The organism is Rhodococcus sp. 24CO, assembly GCF_050586165.1.
GTDB lineage: Bacteria > Actinomycetota > Actinomycetes > Mycobacteriales > Mycobacteriaceae > Rhodococcus_F.
On the sequence record NZ_JAZFNF010000004.1, the window covers coordinates 262,293 to 278,503 of the forward strand.

16 protein-coding genes are annotated in these 16,211 nt (G+C 62.6%); 9 read left to right on the forward strand and 7 right to left on the reverse strand.

The genetic code is table 11. The annotated features are described in order from the left end of the window. The first annotated feature begins 8 nt into the window (after positions 1-8). Together V2B23_RS11400 and rsmA are read left to right on the forward strand one after the other, a co-directional pair. On the forward strand, positions 9-1,136 hold the full coding sequence (locus V2B23_RS11400) for a transglycosylase family protein (protein ID WP_430950442.1): 1,128 nt from the start codon (positions 9-11) through the stop codon (positions 1,134-1,136). Between the two features lie 10 nt (positions 1,137-1,146). Further along, a complete protein-coding gene (gene rsmA, locus V2B23_RS11405) occupies positions 1,147-2,043 on the forward strand; it encodes a 16S rRNA (adenine(1518)-N(6)/adenine(1519)-N(6))-dimethyltransferase RsmA (protein ID WP_092806994.1) in 897 nt (298 codons plus the stop codon). A 57-nt stretch (positions 2,044-2,100) separates the two neighbouring features. On the opposite strand, the gene V2B23_RS11410 is transcribed toward rsmA, so the two are convergent. Genes V2B23_RS11410 through V2B23_RS11420 form a run of 3 tightly spaced genes read right to left on the reverse strand, consistent with a single transcriptional unit; the run spans position 2,101 to position 4,729 of the window. Then, a complete protein-coding gene (locus V2B23_RS11410; protein WP_430950443.1) occupies positions 2,101-4,338 on the reverse strand; it encodes a heavy metal translocating P-type ATPase in 2,238 nt (745 codons plus the stop codon). Next, positions 4,335-4,514, reverse strand: a complete 180-nt coding sequence (locus V2B23_RS11415) for a hypothetical protein (protein WP_430950444.1) — start codon at positions 4,512-4,514, stop codon at positions 4,335-4,337. Before V2B23_RS11415 ends, V2B23_RS11410 begins: the two co-directional genes overlap by 4 nt. Positions 4,515-4,519: 5 nt before the next feature. Continuing rightward, positions 4,520-4,729 (reverse strand): heavy-metal-associated domain-containing protein, encoded by a 210-nt coding sequence (locus V2B23_RS11420; RefSeq protein WP_430950445.1) that lies wholly within the window; start codon positions 4,727-4,729, stop codon positions 4,520-4,522. A 324-nt stretch (positions 4,730-5,053) separates the two neighbouring features. Between V2B23_RS11420 and V2B23_RS11425 the strand changes: the two genes are divergently transcribed. Then, entirely contained in the window at positions 5,054-5,257 is a 204-nt protein-coding gene (locus V2B23_RS11425; RefSeq protein ID WP_033234264.1) for a cold-shock protein, read from the forward strand. Between the two features lie 97 nt (positions 5,258-5,354). On the opposite strand, the gene V2B23_RS11430 is transcribed toward V2B23_RS11425, so the two are convergent. Then, entirely contained in the window at positions 5,355-6,323 is a 969-nt protein-coding gene (locus V2B23_RS11430; RefSeq protein ID WP_430950446.1) for a helix-turn-helix transcriptional regulator, read from the reverse strand. A 98-nt stretch (positions 6,324-6,421) separates the two neighbouring features. On the opposite strand from V2B23_RS11430, the gene V2B23_RS11435 reads away from it, so the two are divergent. Genes V2B23_RS11435 through V2B23_RS11450 form a run of 4 tightly spaced genes read left to right on the forward strand, consistent with a single transcriptional unit; the run spans position 6,422 to position 11,031 of the window. After that, positions 6,422-7,408, forward strand: coding sequence for an ABC transporter ATP-binding protein (locus tag V2B23_RS11435; protein WP_430950447.1), 987 nt, complete (start codon positions 6,422-6,424; stop codon positions 7,406-7,408). Between the two features lie 44 nt (positions 7,409-7,452). Then, positions 7,453-8,229, forward strand: a complete 777-nt coding sequence (locus V2B23_RS11440; protein ID WP_430950448.1) for an ABC transporter permease — start codon at positions 7,453-7,455, stop codon at positions 8,227-8,229. A gap of 58 nt (positions 8,230-8,287) precedes the next feature. Further along, positions 8,288-9,223: a 4-(cytidine 5'-diphospho)-2-C-methyl-D-erythritol kinase gene (locus V2B23_RS11445; protein ID WP_092807000.1), complete on the forward strand. Its 936-nt coding sequence runs from the start codon at positions 8,288-8,290 to the stop codon at positions 9,221-9,223. Continuing rightward, positions 9,223-11,031: an ABC-F family ATP-binding cassette domain-containing protein gene (locus V2B23_RS11450; protein ID WP_033234268.1), complete on the forward strand. Its 1,809-nt coding sequence runs from the start codon at positions 9,223-9,225 to the stop codon at positions 11,029-11,031. The genes V2B23_RS11445 and V2B23_RS11450 overlap by 1 nt, the downstream gene beginning before the upstream one ends. A gap of 194 nt (positions 11,032-11,225) precedes the next feature. On the opposite strand, the gene V2B23_RS11455 is transcribed toward V2B23_RS11450, so the two are convergent. Further along, positions 11,226-12,587 carry a DUF222 domain-containing protein gene (locus V2B23_RS11455; protein WP_430950449.1) on the reverse strand — a complete coding sequence of 454 codons (1,362 nt, stop codon included), beginning with the start codon at positions 12,585-12,587 and terminating at the stop codon, positions 11,226-11,228. Positions 12,588-12,783: 196 nt separating this feature from the next. Here V2B23_RS11455 and V2B23_RS11460 point away from each other — a divergent pair, with 196 nt between their 5' ends. After that, positions 12,784-12,909: a hypothetical protein gene (locus tag V2B23_RS11460; protein ID WP_430950450.1), complete on the forward strand. Its 126-nt coding sequence runs from the start codon at positions 12,784-12,786 to the stop codon at positions 12,907-12,909. A 302-nt stretch (positions 12,910-13,211) separates the two neighbouring features. Here the strand turns inward: V2B23_RS11460 and V2B23_RS11465 are convergent, their stop codons facing one another. After that, positions 13,212-14,699 carry an acetyl-CoA acetyltransferase gene (locus V2B23_RS11465; protein ID WP_430950451.1) on the reverse strand — a complete coding sequence of 496 codons (1,488 nt, stop codon included), beginning with the start codon at positions 14,697-14,699 and terminating at the stop codon, positions 13,212-13,214. 153 nt (positions 14,700-14,852) lie between these two features. On the opposite strand from V2B23_RS11465, the gene V2B23_RS11470 reads away from it, so the two are divergent. Then, a complete protein-coding gene (locus V2B23_RS11470) occupies positions 14,853-15,677 on the forward strand; it encodes an AraC family transcriptional regulator (protein WP_430950452.1) in 825 nt (274 codons plus the stop codon). Positions 15,678-15,701: 24 nt separating this feature from the next. Here the strand turns inward: V2B23_RS11470 and V2B23_RS11475 are convergent, their stop codons facing one another. Next, a complete protein-coding gene (locus tag V2B23_RS11475; protein ID WP_430950453.1) occupies positions 15,702-16,169 on the reverse strand; it encodes an SRPBCC family protein in 468 nt (155 codons plus the stop codon). Between the last annotated feature and the right edge of the window lie 42 nt (positions 16,170-16,211).

A 16,211-nucleotide genomic window follows, 5' to 3' on the forward strand; every position in this document is an offset into this window, starting at 1 on the left:
AGGAACCTATGTCACCGCTTGCGAAGCTCAACTCGACGCGATCACCGCTGTTGTATTCGATGATCGCCGCGTTGCTTCTCACGCTGGTGGCCGGGGGAATTCTGGCTGTGGTCAACCACAAGACCATCACTCTCGACGTCGACGGTGAGCAGATTCGCCTGAGCACCATGGCGAGCAACGTCGACGGCATCCTCGAAGATGCGGGTTATTCGATCGGTGACAAGGACGCTGTTGCACCGGCATCCGACGCGTCCGTTTCCGACGGTGACACCGTGGTGCTGCGTCGTGCCCGCGAGATCACCTTGACGCTCGACGGTCAGCAGAAGTCCGTGTGGACAACAGCTCTCACGGTCGAAGACGCCTTGAAGCAACTCGATGTTGCGGCAGATGTTCATGTTTCGGCTTCACGTTCACAGCGTCTTCCGTTGGACGGCGCGGCGCTCGATGTGCTCACGCCTGTTGTCGCGAAGCTCACTGACGGAGCGCAGGCGACGACGGATGTCCGGCTCGCGGCTCCCACTGTCGGTGAATTCCTGACCGCCAACGGAACTCCGCTCGCAGCTGCGGACACCGTTGTTCCCGCCGCAGATGCGCCGCTCACCGAAGGCCTCGAGATCACGGTGACGCGCAACATCACCGAAAGCCGAGTGGAGACCTTGCCGCTCGATCCGCCGGATCAGCGCATCGAGGATCCGACCATGAATCAGAGCCGCACGATCGTCGAGAATCCGGGAGTGCCCGGCGTTCGTGACGTCACATTTGCGGTCAATCTGGTCAACGGTGTCGAAACCGGCCGCACGCCTGTTGCCGAGACGATCACCACACCCGCGCAACCCAAGGTTGTCCGCGTCGGCACCAAGCCGGGCACCGAGGTGCCGCCGGTCGAGAACGGCAGCACGTGGGATGCGCTCGCTCAGTGTGAGGCCACCGGCAACTGGGCTATCAACACCGGCAACGGTTTCTACGGCGGCGTGCAGTTCGACCAGAACACCTGGGAACGACAGGGTGGGCTCAAATATGCTGCCCGCGCCGACCTCGCGACCCGCGAGGAGCAGATCGCCATTGCCACGCAAACCCAGCGTACCCAGGGCTGGGGCGCATGGCCGTCGTGCTCGGGTCGTCTCGGACTGGGTTAAGTTCTTACCTGTGTCAGACGCCGAATCGAACCAACCCATCGCCACCCCTCGCGGGCAGGCAGCGCTGCTCGGCCCGGCCGAGGTGCGCGCTCTTGCCGAGGAATTCGGTGTGCGCCCCACAAAGCAGTTGGGGCAGAACTTCGTTCACGACGCCAACACGGTGCGACGCATCGTCACCACCGCCGGCGTCACCCGTGACGACGTGGTTCTCGAGGTCGGACCAGGTCTCGGCTCATTGACCATGGCGCTGATGGACGTCGTTGATCGTGTCATCGCGGTGGAGATCGATCCGAATTTGGCGGCTCGTCTGCCCAAGACGGTGTCCGAGCGCGCTCCCGAACTGGCGGATCGTCTGACGGTGGTGGAGGCCGACGCCATGCGCGTATTGCCTTCGCAGATCCCGGGGGAGCCGACGGCTCTGGTCGCGAACCTTCCGTACAACGTGGCGGTGCCGGTGTTGCTGCACCTGTTTGCGTCGCTGCCGAGCCTGCGCACCGCTCTGGTGATGGTGCAAGCCGAGGTCGCCGATCGCCTTGCTGCTGATCCGGGAAACAAGATCTACGGCGTCCCGAGCGTCAAGGCCAACTTCTTCGGTGAGGTCCGCCGTGCCGGCGCCGTGGGTCGCAATGTGTTCTGGCCGGCGCCCAAGGTGGAATCCGGTCTGGTGCGGATCGATCGTTACGCCGAGCCGCCGTGGCCGATGGACGAGCAGCATCGTAAGCGTGTATTTGCCGCGATCGACGCAGCTTTTGCTCAGCGTCGCAAGACTTTGCGGGCAGCTCTCAGTGGCTGGGCGGGTTCGCCGGCTGAAGCGGAGCGCAGGCTCCTTGCTGCCGGGATCGAGCCGCAGACGCGTGGCGAGATGCTCGACGCAGCGGCGTTTGTTCGTTTGGCGGGCGTCGAATAGCACTGTGCGCCTTTCTGGTAGCCATCGCTACCAAAAAGGCGCACAAGGGCTTGCCCTTTACTTGAACCGGCGAAGCCTCAGACTGTTGCTCACCACGAACACGCTGCTGAATGCCATCGCGGCACCGGCCAGCATCGGGTTCAACAGTCCTGCCGCCGCGAGGGGGATAGCTGCCGTGTTGTAGGCAAAGGCCCAGAACAGGTTGCCCTTGATGGTTTTCAGTGTCTTGCGAGACAACCTGATTGCATCCGCTGCCGAGCGCAGGTCACCGCGAACCAGTGTGATGTCGCTCGCTTCGATTGCGACGTCGGTGCCTGTTCCCATCGCGAGACCCAGATCGGCCTGAGCCAAAGCTGCCGCATCGTTGACACCGTCGCCGACCATGGCCACGACGCGTCCCTCCGCCTGCAGTTTCTTGACAGCGTCGACCTTGTCAGCTGGCATGACCTCGGCAAATACGGTGCTGATACCCACTTGGTCTGCGACGGTCCTGGCGACGGTTTTGTTGTCGCCGGTCAGCAGGACCGGTTCGAGGCCGAGTGCCTTCAACTGCGCTATCGCCTCGGCGCTGGTGTCCTTGACGGCGTCGGCAATCACGAGAACGCCGCGCGCTGCTCCGTCCCAGCCGACTGCGATGGCGGTGCGTCCCGCTTTTTCTGCTTCGGTCTTTGCGGCCCGCAGGTTCTCGGGCAGCGTCATCGCCCAGTCCTCGAGCAACGCGTCGCGGCCGGCTACTACAGCGTGGCCGTCGACCATTCCCTGCACGCCGCGTCCGGCGACGTTCACGAAGTCGGAAACGGCGGGAAGCTCGCCCACTCTTTCCTTGGCGCCCTTGGCAATTGCCGCAGCGATCGGGTGCTCGGAACGATGTTCGAGAGCGCCGGCCAAACGCAAGACGTCATCAACACCGGTTCCGTCGGCTGCGACGGTGTCGAGCAGTGTCATCTGGCCGGTGGTGACGGTGCCGGTCTTGTCGAGGACGATGGTGTCCACTGCGCGAGTCGATTCCAGCACTTCGGGGCCCTTGATCAGGATTCCCATCTGGGCGCCTCGGCCGGTGCCGACCAACAGTGCGGTGGGTGTTGCCAATCCGAGCGCACAGGGGCAGGCGATGATCAGGACGGCGACGGCCGCCGTGAATGCCATCTCGATTCCGCTGCCGCTGCCGAGCCAGTAACCCAGTGTGGCAACGGCAATCGCGATGACAACGGGAACAAAGATTCCGGCGATGCGATCGGCGAGACGCTGAACCTCGGCCTTGCCGTTCTGTGCGTCTTCGACAAGTGCTGCCATCTGGGCGAGTTGGGTGTCGCTGCCGACTCGGGTGGCCCGGACGGACAGGGTGCCGCCTACGTTGACGGTGGCTCCGACAACGCTGTCGCCGACGCCTACCTCCTCGGGCACCGATTCGCCGGTCAGCATGCTCAGGTCGACGGCGGAGCGGCCTTCGGTGATGACTCCGTCGGTGGCGATCTTCTCACCTGGGCGGACGATGAAGACGTCGCCGGTGACGAGATCCTCGGCCGGGATTCTGACCTCGGCACCGTTTCGCAGGACTGCAACGTCTTTTGCGCCGAGTTCCATGAGTGCACGCAGTGCCGCACCCGAGGTGCGTTTGGATTTGTGCTCGAAGTAGCGTCCGGCCAACACGAAGGTGATCACCCCTGCGGCGACCTCGAGATAAATGTTGGCGGAGCCGTCCATTCGGTCGACGGTGAGCGAAAACGCGTGTTTCATCCCGGCTTCGCCTGCTGTGCCGAAGAACAGTGCGTACAGCGACCACAGGAACGCGGCAATGGTGCCGATGGAGATGAGGGTGTCCATCGTGGCTGCGCCGTGCCGGAGGTTGATCCAGGCGGCGCGATGGAAAGGCAGCGCCGCCCAGACGATGACCGGGGCCGCCAGTGTGAGGGAGAGCCATTGCCAGTTCGTGAACTGAAGTGCGGGGATCATCGCCATCGCGATGACGGGAACCGAGAGAAGGGTCGAGACGATCAGCCGGGTGCGCAGTTCGCGGAGGTCACGATCCTGTGGGGTCTCCGCGTCTGCGTCGGCGGTGGTGGCAGGCGGCGTGGGGAGCGCTGCCGAGTAGCCCGCGTTTTCTACGGTGGCGAGCAGTTCTTCGACCCCGACGGTGTCCGGGTAGGAGACCTTGGCCTTTTCCGTGGCGTAGTTGACCGTGGCACTGACGCCGTCGATCTTGTTGAGTTTCTTCTCGATTCGAGCGGCGCACGACGCACAGGTCATTCCCGTGATGGCGAGTTCGACGCTACCGACGGTGGTGGGTGTACTCATCGGTGACCTTCCTCATGGGGTGCGGGCGTGTTCGGCGTACTCGACGCCGGCGCGTGGCTCGGGCTGTGGCTCGGGCTGTCGACGGGGTTTCCGACGGCCGCCCCCACGCCGAAGGCGGCGCCGAATACGACGACCAGGCCTCCGGCGTAGGCGGCAAGTGTTGCCGATGTGCGCATGGCCATCAGCTGTCTACGACGGCGTAGCCGGCTTCGTCGATTGCTGCGGCGATGTCGGTTGCAGGCACGGGTGCGTCACTCGTGACACTGACGCGGCCGCTGGCCAGATCGACGTCGACGGCAGTCACTCCGGCGATGTTGCCGATCTCTTCCTTGACGGATCCGACGCAGTGTCCGCAGGTCATTCCGGAAACGGTGTATTCAGCGGTGGTCATGGGAGATCCCTTCGGTTGGCTGGCTCTATTGTACGGATACCCCGTGTAGGTATCGCTTCGAGATTCAAGGTACCCCCAGGGGGTATACCTGTCAACGGGTCGTCAATGGATCGGACTGTGATCTGACACTCGAGCGAGACAAAGTCGAGGATCTATGATCTACTTGTGTTGGTCGTAAGTGTTTGTGTTTGTGTTTCCACGCTCGCAAATGGTTAGGTTGCGAGCGTTTGGACATCCTCCACGGATTTGTCTCAGAACGGTCGTAGTAAGTGACCCGGGCGGTCGCAGTGACAGCCCGTAGACACTGTGTTAGAGGAGATTTACATGGCAGAGGGCATCGTGAAGTGGTTCAACTCCGAGAAGGGGTTCGGCTTCATTGCTCCCGAAGACGGCAGCGCTGACGTCTTCGTTCACTACTCCGAGATCCAGAGCGGCGGCTTCCGCACGCTCGAGGAGAACCAGCGTGTTGCGTTCGAGATCGGTCAGGGCAACAAGGGCCCGCAGGCCACCGGCGTTACCGTCGTCTAAGTCGTCCATGTGAGCCGGCAACCGGCGCATGACGTACTCAACAAAACCTCAACTCTTTCAGGGTTGGGGTTTTGTTGTATCTGAATGAAAAGTGTTGTCAGGCATCACGATAGCGGGCGGTGATTACGGCCTGCTCTTCGGCGATCGTTCGACATTCCTCGCGCAGCTCGGGTGGATTCAGGACTGTGAAGTCCGCCTCGAAGGCTCGCAGCCATTGCGCGATGGAACGAAGTGAAGTGCCGGAAAGTGCTATGACGCAGCGATTTTCGCCATCGGATTCCACTGATCCCCACTGATCGCTGACCATCGGCGCGATCTGTTCGATGGGCGCATGGAGTAGAACTGTTGCGCGCGTGGACGAAAAGGCGCGGCCGACTCCCCGGGATACAAATTCCGCGGCCCCGCCCTGAGGTAGTTCTCGAGGCGAAAACCGTGGTCCCGTAGGAATTTTGGGTTCCATGCGGTCGACGCGAAATGATCGCCAGTCTTCACGCGAGAGATCCCACGCCACCAGGTACCACCGCACGCCCGAGCGCACGAGGCGGTACGGCTCCACTTCGCGGCGGCTCTGCGTGCCGTCATGGGTGGCGTAGTCGAACCGAAGTCGCTCGTGGATGTGGCACACCGATGCGATGGCGGACAGGACGGAGGCGTCTACTGCGCTTGTGGCCGGTTCACGCGGCACCACATCGATCTGCAGCGATTCCAGGCGATAGCGCAGCCGGGGCGGCATGATCTGGCGGAGTTTGGCGAGCGCGCGCATCGAGGCCTCGCCGATGCCGACCACCGAGCCGGTGGCGCCGGACTGTAATGACAACGCCACCGCAAGGACTTCTTCGTCGTCGAGTTGAAGGGGCGGCATCTCCGCCCCGGCGCCGAGACGGTATCCACCACCGACGCCCACCGTCGCGTCCACCGGATATCCGAGGTCGCGTAGGCGGTCGACGTCACGGCGAACGGTGCGCGGTGTGATTGCAAGCTTGTCTGCGAGTTCGGCGCCGGACCAGTCTCGACGGGTCTGGAGTAGCGACAGCAACCGCAGTAGACGAGCTGATGTCTCCTTCATGAAATTCAGTGTCGCAGAGATTGAGGACTGTAACGGTCCTCAATTGATTCTAGGTTTATCCGCATCCGGGAAATCGAGAAGAAATGTGGGGCTCAATCATGAATCACAGCAGTCCGATGATCGAGACGAAGTCGCTCACCAAGCACTTTTCGCAGGGGAAGAACCTTGTCGAAGCGGTCAAAGGTGTGACACTCGACGTTGCGGAGGGGGAGTTGGTGGCCCTGTTGGGGCCCAACGGCGCCGGGAAGTCGACGACGTTGCGCATGTTGACTACTTTGCTCGAACCGACCTCCGGTAGTGCGCGCATCGCCGGCTTTGATGTGTCCGACGCGCGAAGTGAGGTGCGTTCGCGTCTCGGATACGTCGGGCAAGGCAACGGCGCCGGCCACAACCAGCGGGTTCGCGACGAATTGGTGACGCAGGGACAGTGTTACGGAATGTCCAAGGCGGATTCACAGGTTCGGGCGGACGAACTTCTCGGCGATCTGGAACTCGCGGATCTCGGAACTCGCAAGGTCAGCACGTTGTCGGGAGGCCAGCGTCGACGGCTCGATATTGCACTCGGCCTGGTGCATCGGCCACCGCTACTGTTTCTCGACGAGCCCACTACGGGCATGGACCCGCAGAGCCGGGCAAATTTGTGGGATCACATACTCCGGTTGCGGCGCGAGATGGGCACGACAATCGTGTTGACGACGCACTATCTCGAAGAAGCGGATTCGATGGCGGAACGAGTCATCGTCATCGACGAGGGAACCGTGATCGCCGACAACACGGCCGCAGCGCTCAAGGCCGACCTTGCGGGCGATCATCTGTCGCTGACGTTCGAGACCGAAGCGGCTGCTGCGGTTGCGGCGTCGGTGGCGGAGCAACTTGTCACGGTGCGGGAGACCGCCGTCGACGGACTCATGGTGAGTATTCGTGCGAGCGAGGGTGATTCGACGCTACCGGTACTACTGCGCGAAACGGATGCCCGGGGTGCCCGCGCTCTGACCGCCGACATCACCCGCCCGACGCTCGACGACGTCTTCCTCACCCTGACCGGACGCAGCCTGCGCGAGAGCGCTGCCGCAGTCGCTTCCTAGATCTATTACGGCTTCCTGGAACTTCGACAGATAAGGACTTTGCCATGACACTCACTCTCGATACCCCACGCGCTATGCGCGGCAACATCGTTCGCGACAGCGCGATAGTGATGGGGCGTGAACTGCGGCCGATGTTGCGCGACCCGGTCAGCGTCGTCTTCAGTCTCATTCAGCCACTGATCCTGCTCGCATTGTTCGGTCCGCTGCTCAAAGGTGTTCCGGGCACGGGAGACGGCGTGTGGAATTGGTTCATCCCCGGTGTGCTGGTGATGATCGCGATCTTCGGCACGACGATGACAGGCTCGAACCTCCTGATCGAAATGCAGCAGGGATCGCACGAGCGGATGCTGGTGACGCCGCTGCGACGCTCGTCGCTGTTGATCGGGCGGGCATGCAAGGAGATGGTTCCACTTGCGGCGCAGGCGATTCTGATCATTCTCGTGGCGTTGCCACTCGGATTGGACGTGAACGCTGCCGGTGCGGCAGTCGGGATAGTTCTGCTCGGAGTGTTCGGCGTCGGTCTCGGGGCCCTTTCCTATGCTTTGGCTCTGGCTGTGCGGGAGCAGGATTGGATGTTCTGGGTGGTGCAACAGACGCTGATGTTCCCGCTCCTGATTCTCTCGGGGACCATGCTTCCGCTCGACAACGCACCTGGCTGGATGACGGTGCTCGTGAACATCAACCCGCTGGGCTACGTAGTAGATGCCGAGCGCGCGCTATTCGCCGGGGACTTCGCGTCGGGAAGCGTTCTGGCCGGAGTTGTCGCCGCCGTGAGCGTGGCAGTGGTCGGGCTTGGAGTGGGGGTCCGAGCCGTCAAATGAAGCGTCAGGCGGTTGTAGGTTTTCGCCCAGGTGTTCGCAGCGCCTATTGTTGTACCTTGTGCTCTCCGTCGTTCCCCGCCCTGTAGTAGTCCGGGCCCCGTCCAAGGTGAATCTGCATCTGGCCGTCGGGGACCTGCGCGACGACGGGTATCACGATCTGACCACCGTATTCCAGGCATTGTCGCTGGTAGACACGGTGACGGTGTCGGCAGCAGACGGCTTGTCCGTCAGTGTTGTGGGCGATGACGCCGCCGCCGTGCCCACGGACCGGACCAACCTCGTCTGGAAAGCTGCGGAGCTGCTGTCGGCGGAAGCCGGCGTGGAGACCGACGTCGAGATTCTCATCGACAAGGGAATCCCCGTCGCCGGCGGTATGGCCGGTGGCAGCGCGGACGCAGCGGCGACGTTGGTTGCGCTCAACGCTTACTGGAAATTGGATCTCTCGCGGCGTGAACTGGACGGCTTTGCCGCGAAGTTGGGTAGCGATGTCCCGTTCTCACTGCACGGCGGCACCGCGCTGGGAACCGGGCGCGGTGAGCAGCTTGTCCCCGTGCTGACTCGAAACACCTTTCACTGGGTGCTGGCGCTGGCCAAGGGCGGGTTGAGCACACCGGTGGTGTTCCGCGAACTCGACAAGCTGCGGGCCGAGGGCACCCCGAACCGACTCGGTGACGCGGACGATCTGATCCACGCCCTCACCACCGGCGATCCTCGACAACTTGCACCACTGCTCGGAAACGATCTGCAGGCGGCGGCGTTGTCGCTCAATCCGGCGCTGCGCCGGACACTGCGCGCCGGCGTCGACGCCGGCGCTCTGGCCGGCATCATCTCCGGATCAGGACCGACCTGCGCTTTCCTCTGCAGCGACGCACAGTCTGCCGTAGACGTCAGCGCTGAACTTGCGGGAGCGGGGGTGTGCCGCACCGTTCGCGTGGCGAGCGGACCCGTTCCCGGAGCACGAATACTCGACAAAGCGGCAAAGGGACAGCACTGATGGCTAACTTGATCAATCTGGAAAACGTGTCGAAGTCGTTCGGCGTCAAGCCGTTGCTCGACGGGGTGTCGATGGGCGTCGAGGAAGGCGAGCGCATCGGCGTCGTCGGCCTCAACGGTGGCGGCAAGACAACCATGCTCGAAGTCCTCGCGGGCGTCGAGGAACCTGATTCGGGTCGGGTCAGCCGCGTCGGTGGACTGCGGATGGCGGTCGTGACGCAGCGCGGTGTGCTGCCTCCCGGATCCACTGTCGGCGATATCGTTCTGGGTCCGCTGGGTGTGGCTCAGCATGAATGGGCAGGCAATGCCCGGATTCGCTCCGTGCTCTCGGGCATCGGTATCGACAACCTCGGCGCCGGCGGCGAGCGTTCCGCATTGGACGCGCAGGTTGACGGACTCTCCGGTGGTGAGCGTCGACGTGTCGCACTGGCCGCGGCCCTCGTCCAGGATCTGGACCTGCTGGTACTCGACGAGCCCACCAACCATCTCGACGTCGAGGGCGTGCAGTGGCTGGCCGAGCACCTCGTGTCGCGTCGGAGCGCCCTGGTGGTCGTGACCCACGATCGGTGGTTCCTCGACACTGTGGCCACACGCACCTGGGAAGTTGTCGGCGGCGGCGTCGAAAGCTACGAGGGTGGCTACAACGACTGGGTGTTCGCCCGCGCCGAGCGTTCCCGCCAGGCCGACGCCTCCGAAGAGCGTCGACGCAACCTCGCGCGCAAGGAATTGGCGTGGCTGCGCCGCGGAGCGCCGGCCCGAACGTCCAAGCCGAAGTACCGCATCGAGGCTGCTGAAGCGTTGATTGCCGACGTCCCGGCGCCTCGTGACGCCGTCGCATTGGCGTCGTTCGCGCAGCGTCGACTCGGCAAGGTTGTCATCGAACTCGAGGACGCTCGCCTCGAGACCCCGGACGGCCGCGTCCTGGTCGAAGATCTGACGTGGCGTCTTGCTCCCGGTGAGCGCGTCGGCCTCGTCGGAGTCAACGGATCTGGTAAGACGACGTTGCTGCGCACACTTGCCGGTGAGTTGGAACCTGCTGCGGGACGGCGTATTCAGGGCCAGACCGTGCACATCGGTTGGCTCAAGCAGGAACTCGACGATCTGCCCACCGACATGCGGGTGCTCGACGCAGTCAAGGATGTGGCTGAGCGAATCACCTTGGGGGACAAGGAAGTTTCTGCCGGTCAGTTGGCTGAGCGCCTGGGCTTCACGCCGGCACGTCAGCGGACGCCGGTGGGGGATCTCTCCGGTGGTGAGCGTCGACGCCTGCAGTTGACGCGAGTTCTCATGGCCGAGCCCAACGTGTTGCTCCTCGACGAGCCCACTAACGATCTCGACATCGATACGCTCCAGCAACTCGAGGATCTGCTCGACGGTTGGGCCGGAACGATGGTTGTCATCTCACACGACCGGTACCTGATCGAACGAATCTGTGACACCACCTGGGCCCTCTTCGGTGACGGCAAGCTCACCAACCTGCCCCTCGGTATCGAGGACTACCTGCGTCGACGCGCAGCGATGGGCGATGGCGACAATCCGTCTGTGGCATCCACGGCGAGCGGCGCGACCAAGAGCAAGCAGGTTCGTGACGGGGCAGCAGATCGCGCTGCGCGTAAGGAACTTTCGAAGCTCGAGCGCTCGATCGCCAAGCTGGACGATCGGGAGAAGAAGCTGCATGCGTCGCTTGCCGACGCGGCCACTGACCCCGACAAGTTGCAGAGCCTCGGCGCTGAACTCAAGACTGTTCTCGCGGACAAGGAAGCTGCTGAAGAGCAGTGGATGGAGTTGTTCGAGGAGCTTGACGGCTAGAGGCATCTGCCAGATCGGCAGTGAGTTACCCGCAAACCCGGTGTCGTGAGTTTTGTTGCGGTGCCGGGTTTTTGCGTGAATAGGTACTGATCAGGGAAGCCGATCTTTGAACCTGGGCATGCGTGTGGGCTTCGCATCGTCTTGACTGGTGATGCGAAGCTTAGGCGCTGTATTCACTTCCGGCGCAGCCGGATTCAGTCTCGGTGCACTGGCCCTTGGCGGGTGGTGGAGCGGCGGGGTCCTTGTTTCGGGTCGATCGCGGCTGGTGGGATGAACCAGGGTTTATGATCATCGCCCATTTTGATTTCCCAGATGCCGCGGAACCCGCTGGTGCTGTGGATCAATCGGTGGTGGTTTCGGCAGAGAAGGGTGAGGTTGTCCATCACCGTCAGACCGCCGGTTGACCACGGCTTTATGTGGTGGGCGTCGCACCAGGCGGGGACGGCATCGCAGTTGGGGAAGGCGCAGCCTTTGTCCCGGGCGATCAGTGCCGTCCGCTGTTCTGCTGTGACGAGGCGTTTATGTGGAGTTGCATCCAGCGGTGCGCCGTTGCCGTCCATCAGAACGGTCGAGAGCATGCAGTCGCACGCGAGCATGCGGGTCAGGCTCACACTCAGTGGTCCCATCCAGGGCATGTAGCCGACGTCCAGATCCTCGACGTCAAGATCCTCGAGATCAGGCTCGTCGTCATTCGATGCGACATCGCTGTCAGCTCGCATGGTGGCGCATTCGCGATGCTCGGCAAGATCTTTCGCGGTGATATGCACATTCACATGCGGACGCTGACCACCATCGACCCCGGTGACAGCATTATCGAGATAGCGGCGGATAAGTTCGGTGAAGGCGTCGGCGGTGCGTTTAGCTGCCGACCGCTGATCGGGGGTTCCGTCCGCGGCCGGTTTCGGCATCGACAACTTCGAGAGGGCCGATAAGAACATTTCACCGGTCAACGCGTCGAAATCACCCTTGATCGCGACCCGACCGTTGAGCGTCGGCGAAATCCGCAAGACGTTGAGATCATCGTCCTCACCGGGCGGGGTCTCGTCGGATTCGAAGATCCGCTCGAGAACAGCAATCGCGTAGCGCAGTTTGAGGGTGGTGGCTTCCACCCCGGACGCCGCAGCGAGAAGGGTTTTCATGCAGGACGGTAGAGCGTTGTCGGGCATGCCTTTTGGTGGTGATTCGCAGAACGCGACGATTATCGCTGCATGATCGAACGAGAGGTCACCGGCCTCGAACTGAGCAGCAATATCCGGGAATGCGCGCAGCGCGGCACCGAGGGCAGCGATCTTGTTACCGGCCGCGTTCTGCAGCATCGTGTTCGCTGCCAACCAGCGCCCCACCCCTCGGTAGCAGAGCACCTGCTCATCCGGATTGAGCGCCAACTCGTCGACTGCGGCAACCCGAATCGCTTCCAACCGAATGATTTCCGCAGATACCGAGATCGCAACATCCCGAACCTCGGCCGGACGCAAGCGCCACAACCTGCCACGCACACCCACGGCCGAACCGGCTACAACATCCCCCACCGAAACAAAATCGCTCAACGTAGTCATCAAGGCCTCCCCACCCGTGACCTCAATTATACTCGAACGTCTATTCGATTCAAGAGGTAATTCGGACACATTCCGACTAAAGTTGGGAGAACTATCGCGATCAACGACGCGTTGAATAATGGCTCTAGCCAAGCGAATCCGACGGTTCTAAGCGCTGGGTGGACCGTACACGGGTTCAGATGGACGGAGGGGGCACATGGTGCTGGTACGTCATGCGGTTGCGGGTTTGGCAGTCTCAGGACTTGTTCTTGCGGTGGTGGGCTGCGGTAGCGGAGCTAACGAAGTTGTCGGGGGACGGAGTCGCCGTGGTGGCGGAAGCTGAGCCCATACCTGACCGGTGGTCGTACACCGACCGGCCCTCATCGATACCAATATCACCCCCTGATGACGTACCTGTATGGCCAGGACCGCACCCGGCCGAGTTTCTCGAACTCAGCCCGCCGTCGGGGCAGAAGCAGTGAGATCGTCAGCGAGCAGGCTGGGCAACCTACATGGCCGCTCTCGACAATCCGGATGCACTGTGGAACGTAGGCGGAACGGTGCAGTGGCTGGTTGTCGATCCACTTCCGTGAGGGTCTCCGGCTGGGGCGTCAGCGCGCGGCCACCGAAGTGGCCCAACTTCGGCTAGAACTTCAAGGTGAGTCGACCGTTCTCGTCGCTGATGTGAACGTGGCGACCCACCGCTGGGGGATTGGTGCCGCTGAGTTGCGTCAACTCTGCGGCGTTCTCGGGGCCGGTGTGGCCGGCGAGGCGCCGACCGTCCGGCGTCGTAGCGATGACAAATCCGGTTTCCGGTTCGCCACCCTTGCTGTATTCGACTGTGGCGGTTACGATCTTGGCGTTTCCGGCGAAGTCAGTGACTAGGTCCGGTGCATTGGGTGTGAGGGTGCGGGCCTGAGGATCCCCGACGTATCCGCGTTCATGTGCGGACGCGGAGAGCAGCACGGCATGTTGGTAGGTGAGAAATCCGCCGTTGCCGTGGACCAAGGCGAGTTGGTCGCCTGATCGGAGTCGGCGCGTCACCTCGGTCAAGGAATGGAGGGTGTAACTGTTGAGTGGTCCGCCGAAGAACGAGTGACCACCCGTGACGCTGGGGACGGTGTCACCTGGCAGCCCGAGCTCGTGAATCAACAGTTTCGGCACGATCGGAAAGCAGCTGTAGGCGTCGACGATATCGAGGGCTTCGGCGCTGACGTCGGCGTTGCCAAGTGTGCGGTCCAGGGTGTCCTGCAATGCTTCGGATCTGTGAAAGTTGTTTCTGTGCAAGATATCCAGCGGATCAACGGCCCCAGCTCCGCCCCATAGATAGACGAGCCTGTCTTGGTCGACGCCGAACTCGAGGGCCTTCGCCAGGGAGCAGATCACCACGGCAGCAGCCTGATTCACGAAGGGCATGGCGTTAAGCATCAAAGGATATGGTTCGGACACCATTCGGTTGCCCGGCCCGACGGTGCTGATCTCGTCTGCGGTGCGTACTTCCGATGTCCACGACGCCGAGTTCTTCGCAGCAATGGTTGAGAACTCGGCATACATCTGTGCCGACCAGTCCAGGGACGCTTGGGCGTCGTGGCCGATCGATGCGCTGAAACTGTTCTCGAAGAGTGGGTAGACGCGGGTGGGCACGATGAATCCCGCGCGCTGCATGTCGGCGCCGCCTAGATCAGCGGGATCGAAACCGGGAGGGCCGCCCGGTTCGGTGGCCCACCCGAGAGATTCGGGAGTGACGCCCGACTTTCGCAGTGCGGTTGTGGTGGCGTGTGATTCACCGCCTACTAGCAGCGCGACGGAGGATGTGCCGTCTGCAATGGCAGCGCCGATTCGATCGAGAAGTGCCGCAGGCCAGTGTCCGCCGATCGGTGAGGTGGTGGTGACCGAGGGTGTAGCGCCCAACCTGGCTGCCAGGAGTTCGGGGAGGTTGTCGTATGACCAACTGACGGTCTTGATCGCGTAGATCGCGTCGGTGTGGCTACCGAGCGAGGGCTCTCCACTGTCCGTGAGGGCAGCGATGGTCGCCTTGTGGATCAAGTCGAGAGGTTCGAGGTGCCCGGCATCCGGATTCCATCGCAGATCGCCTACGCCGACGATGACGGGAATCCGTGACGCGTCAACCATCGTGCTCCTCTTTCAACCAGTTCTCGTGTGTGCCCGACGTCGGGAGTTCCGCCACGATAGCGCTGCGATAGGTATGTGTAACTACTGGGTCACATTCAGAAACTTTCGACTTACTATTTAGGTATGCCTAACGAAAGTCCTATACTCGTTTGCATGACAGCTGTTGCGGAGAGAATGTTGGTGCCCGTGGGGCCTCGGGTTATCGACGATCCGTATTCGATGACCACCGTGACATTGAAGTTGTCGCATCAGCGTCAGTGGGCGGCGCACCGCCACCCGGAACATGAGCTGATCTGGGGTAACTCTGGCGGAATGCTCACCGTTGTTGCCGACGGCGTCACGTGGGAGGTGCCGCCGTCGGCGGGCCTGTGGCTGCCGGCCGGAGTGCTGCACTCCGTCAAGGCAGGTCCGGGTACCGAGTTCTTCTGCACGTACTTCCGTCCCGAGGCGCACGCTGCGCCCGCTACGGTGCCTGGGCTGTTCGGGGTGAGTGCCTTGCTACGGGAGGTTCTGCTGCACATGCATCGTCGCAACATGCCGGACGAGGCTCGCAGTCGTGCAGAGCGAGTGGCGTTCGACATGCTGCAACCACTCGAGGTTGCCGCCGTCGAGGTTCCGATGCCTACCGATCCGAGAGCGCTGTTTGTCGCCCAAGCCTTGGTGGCCAATCCAGCGGATCAGCGCTCACTGTCCGAATGGGCTCTGACTGCAGGCGGGAGCGTCCGAACGTTGACCCGCGTCTTCACCCAGGGAACGGGAATGACTTTTGCCCAGTGGAGAATTCAGGTGCGTGTGCGGGCTGCCCTGACCTATCTTGCAGCCGGGGTTCCGGTTTCCGTGGTCAGCCGACGCGTGGGATACGAGACTCCCAGCGCCTTTGTCGCGGTCTTCCGCAGGGTCACCGGCCGGACTCCGGGCGCCATGATGAAACATTCGAATCGTGGCTCGAATGCACCGCAGGAACTTCTGCGCGCTTGATCTGCGGGTCGCCGTCGTTCTGAATCAGCCGCGCTCTTCGATGTACGAGGCCAGGTTGGCCAACGAGGAGGCGATCCCGGTCTCGTGTGCCGCCTGATCGATGCCGGGTGGCACATCCGTGGCGGTGACGGTCACCTCGGTCCCGTTGGCTGCGGCAGCGAGGTGCCAGGTCATCGTCATGGTGCCCGCGTACGACGGGTCATCGGACTCGAACACCGCCCGCTGTACTACACGCTCCGGCGGCACAAGGTCGGCGAATCCGACATCGACGATATCCGTCGCGGCCGACGTCTTGCCAGGGCTATCGGTGGAGTCCAGATAGGTGAGAACCATGCGAAACCCGCCACCTGGCCGTGGATCCCACAGCTCGATCCGTCCGCGCATACCGTCCGGCGGCAACCAAGCCTCGAGCGACTCTCGGTCGAGGAGAGCGTCGTAGACGACCGCCGGTGGTGCCTCGATCACCCGGCTGGCGCGGTCGGTCCTGTCCATAACCCGATCCTAGAGCCCCATAACCCGATCGAGCCGCAGTTT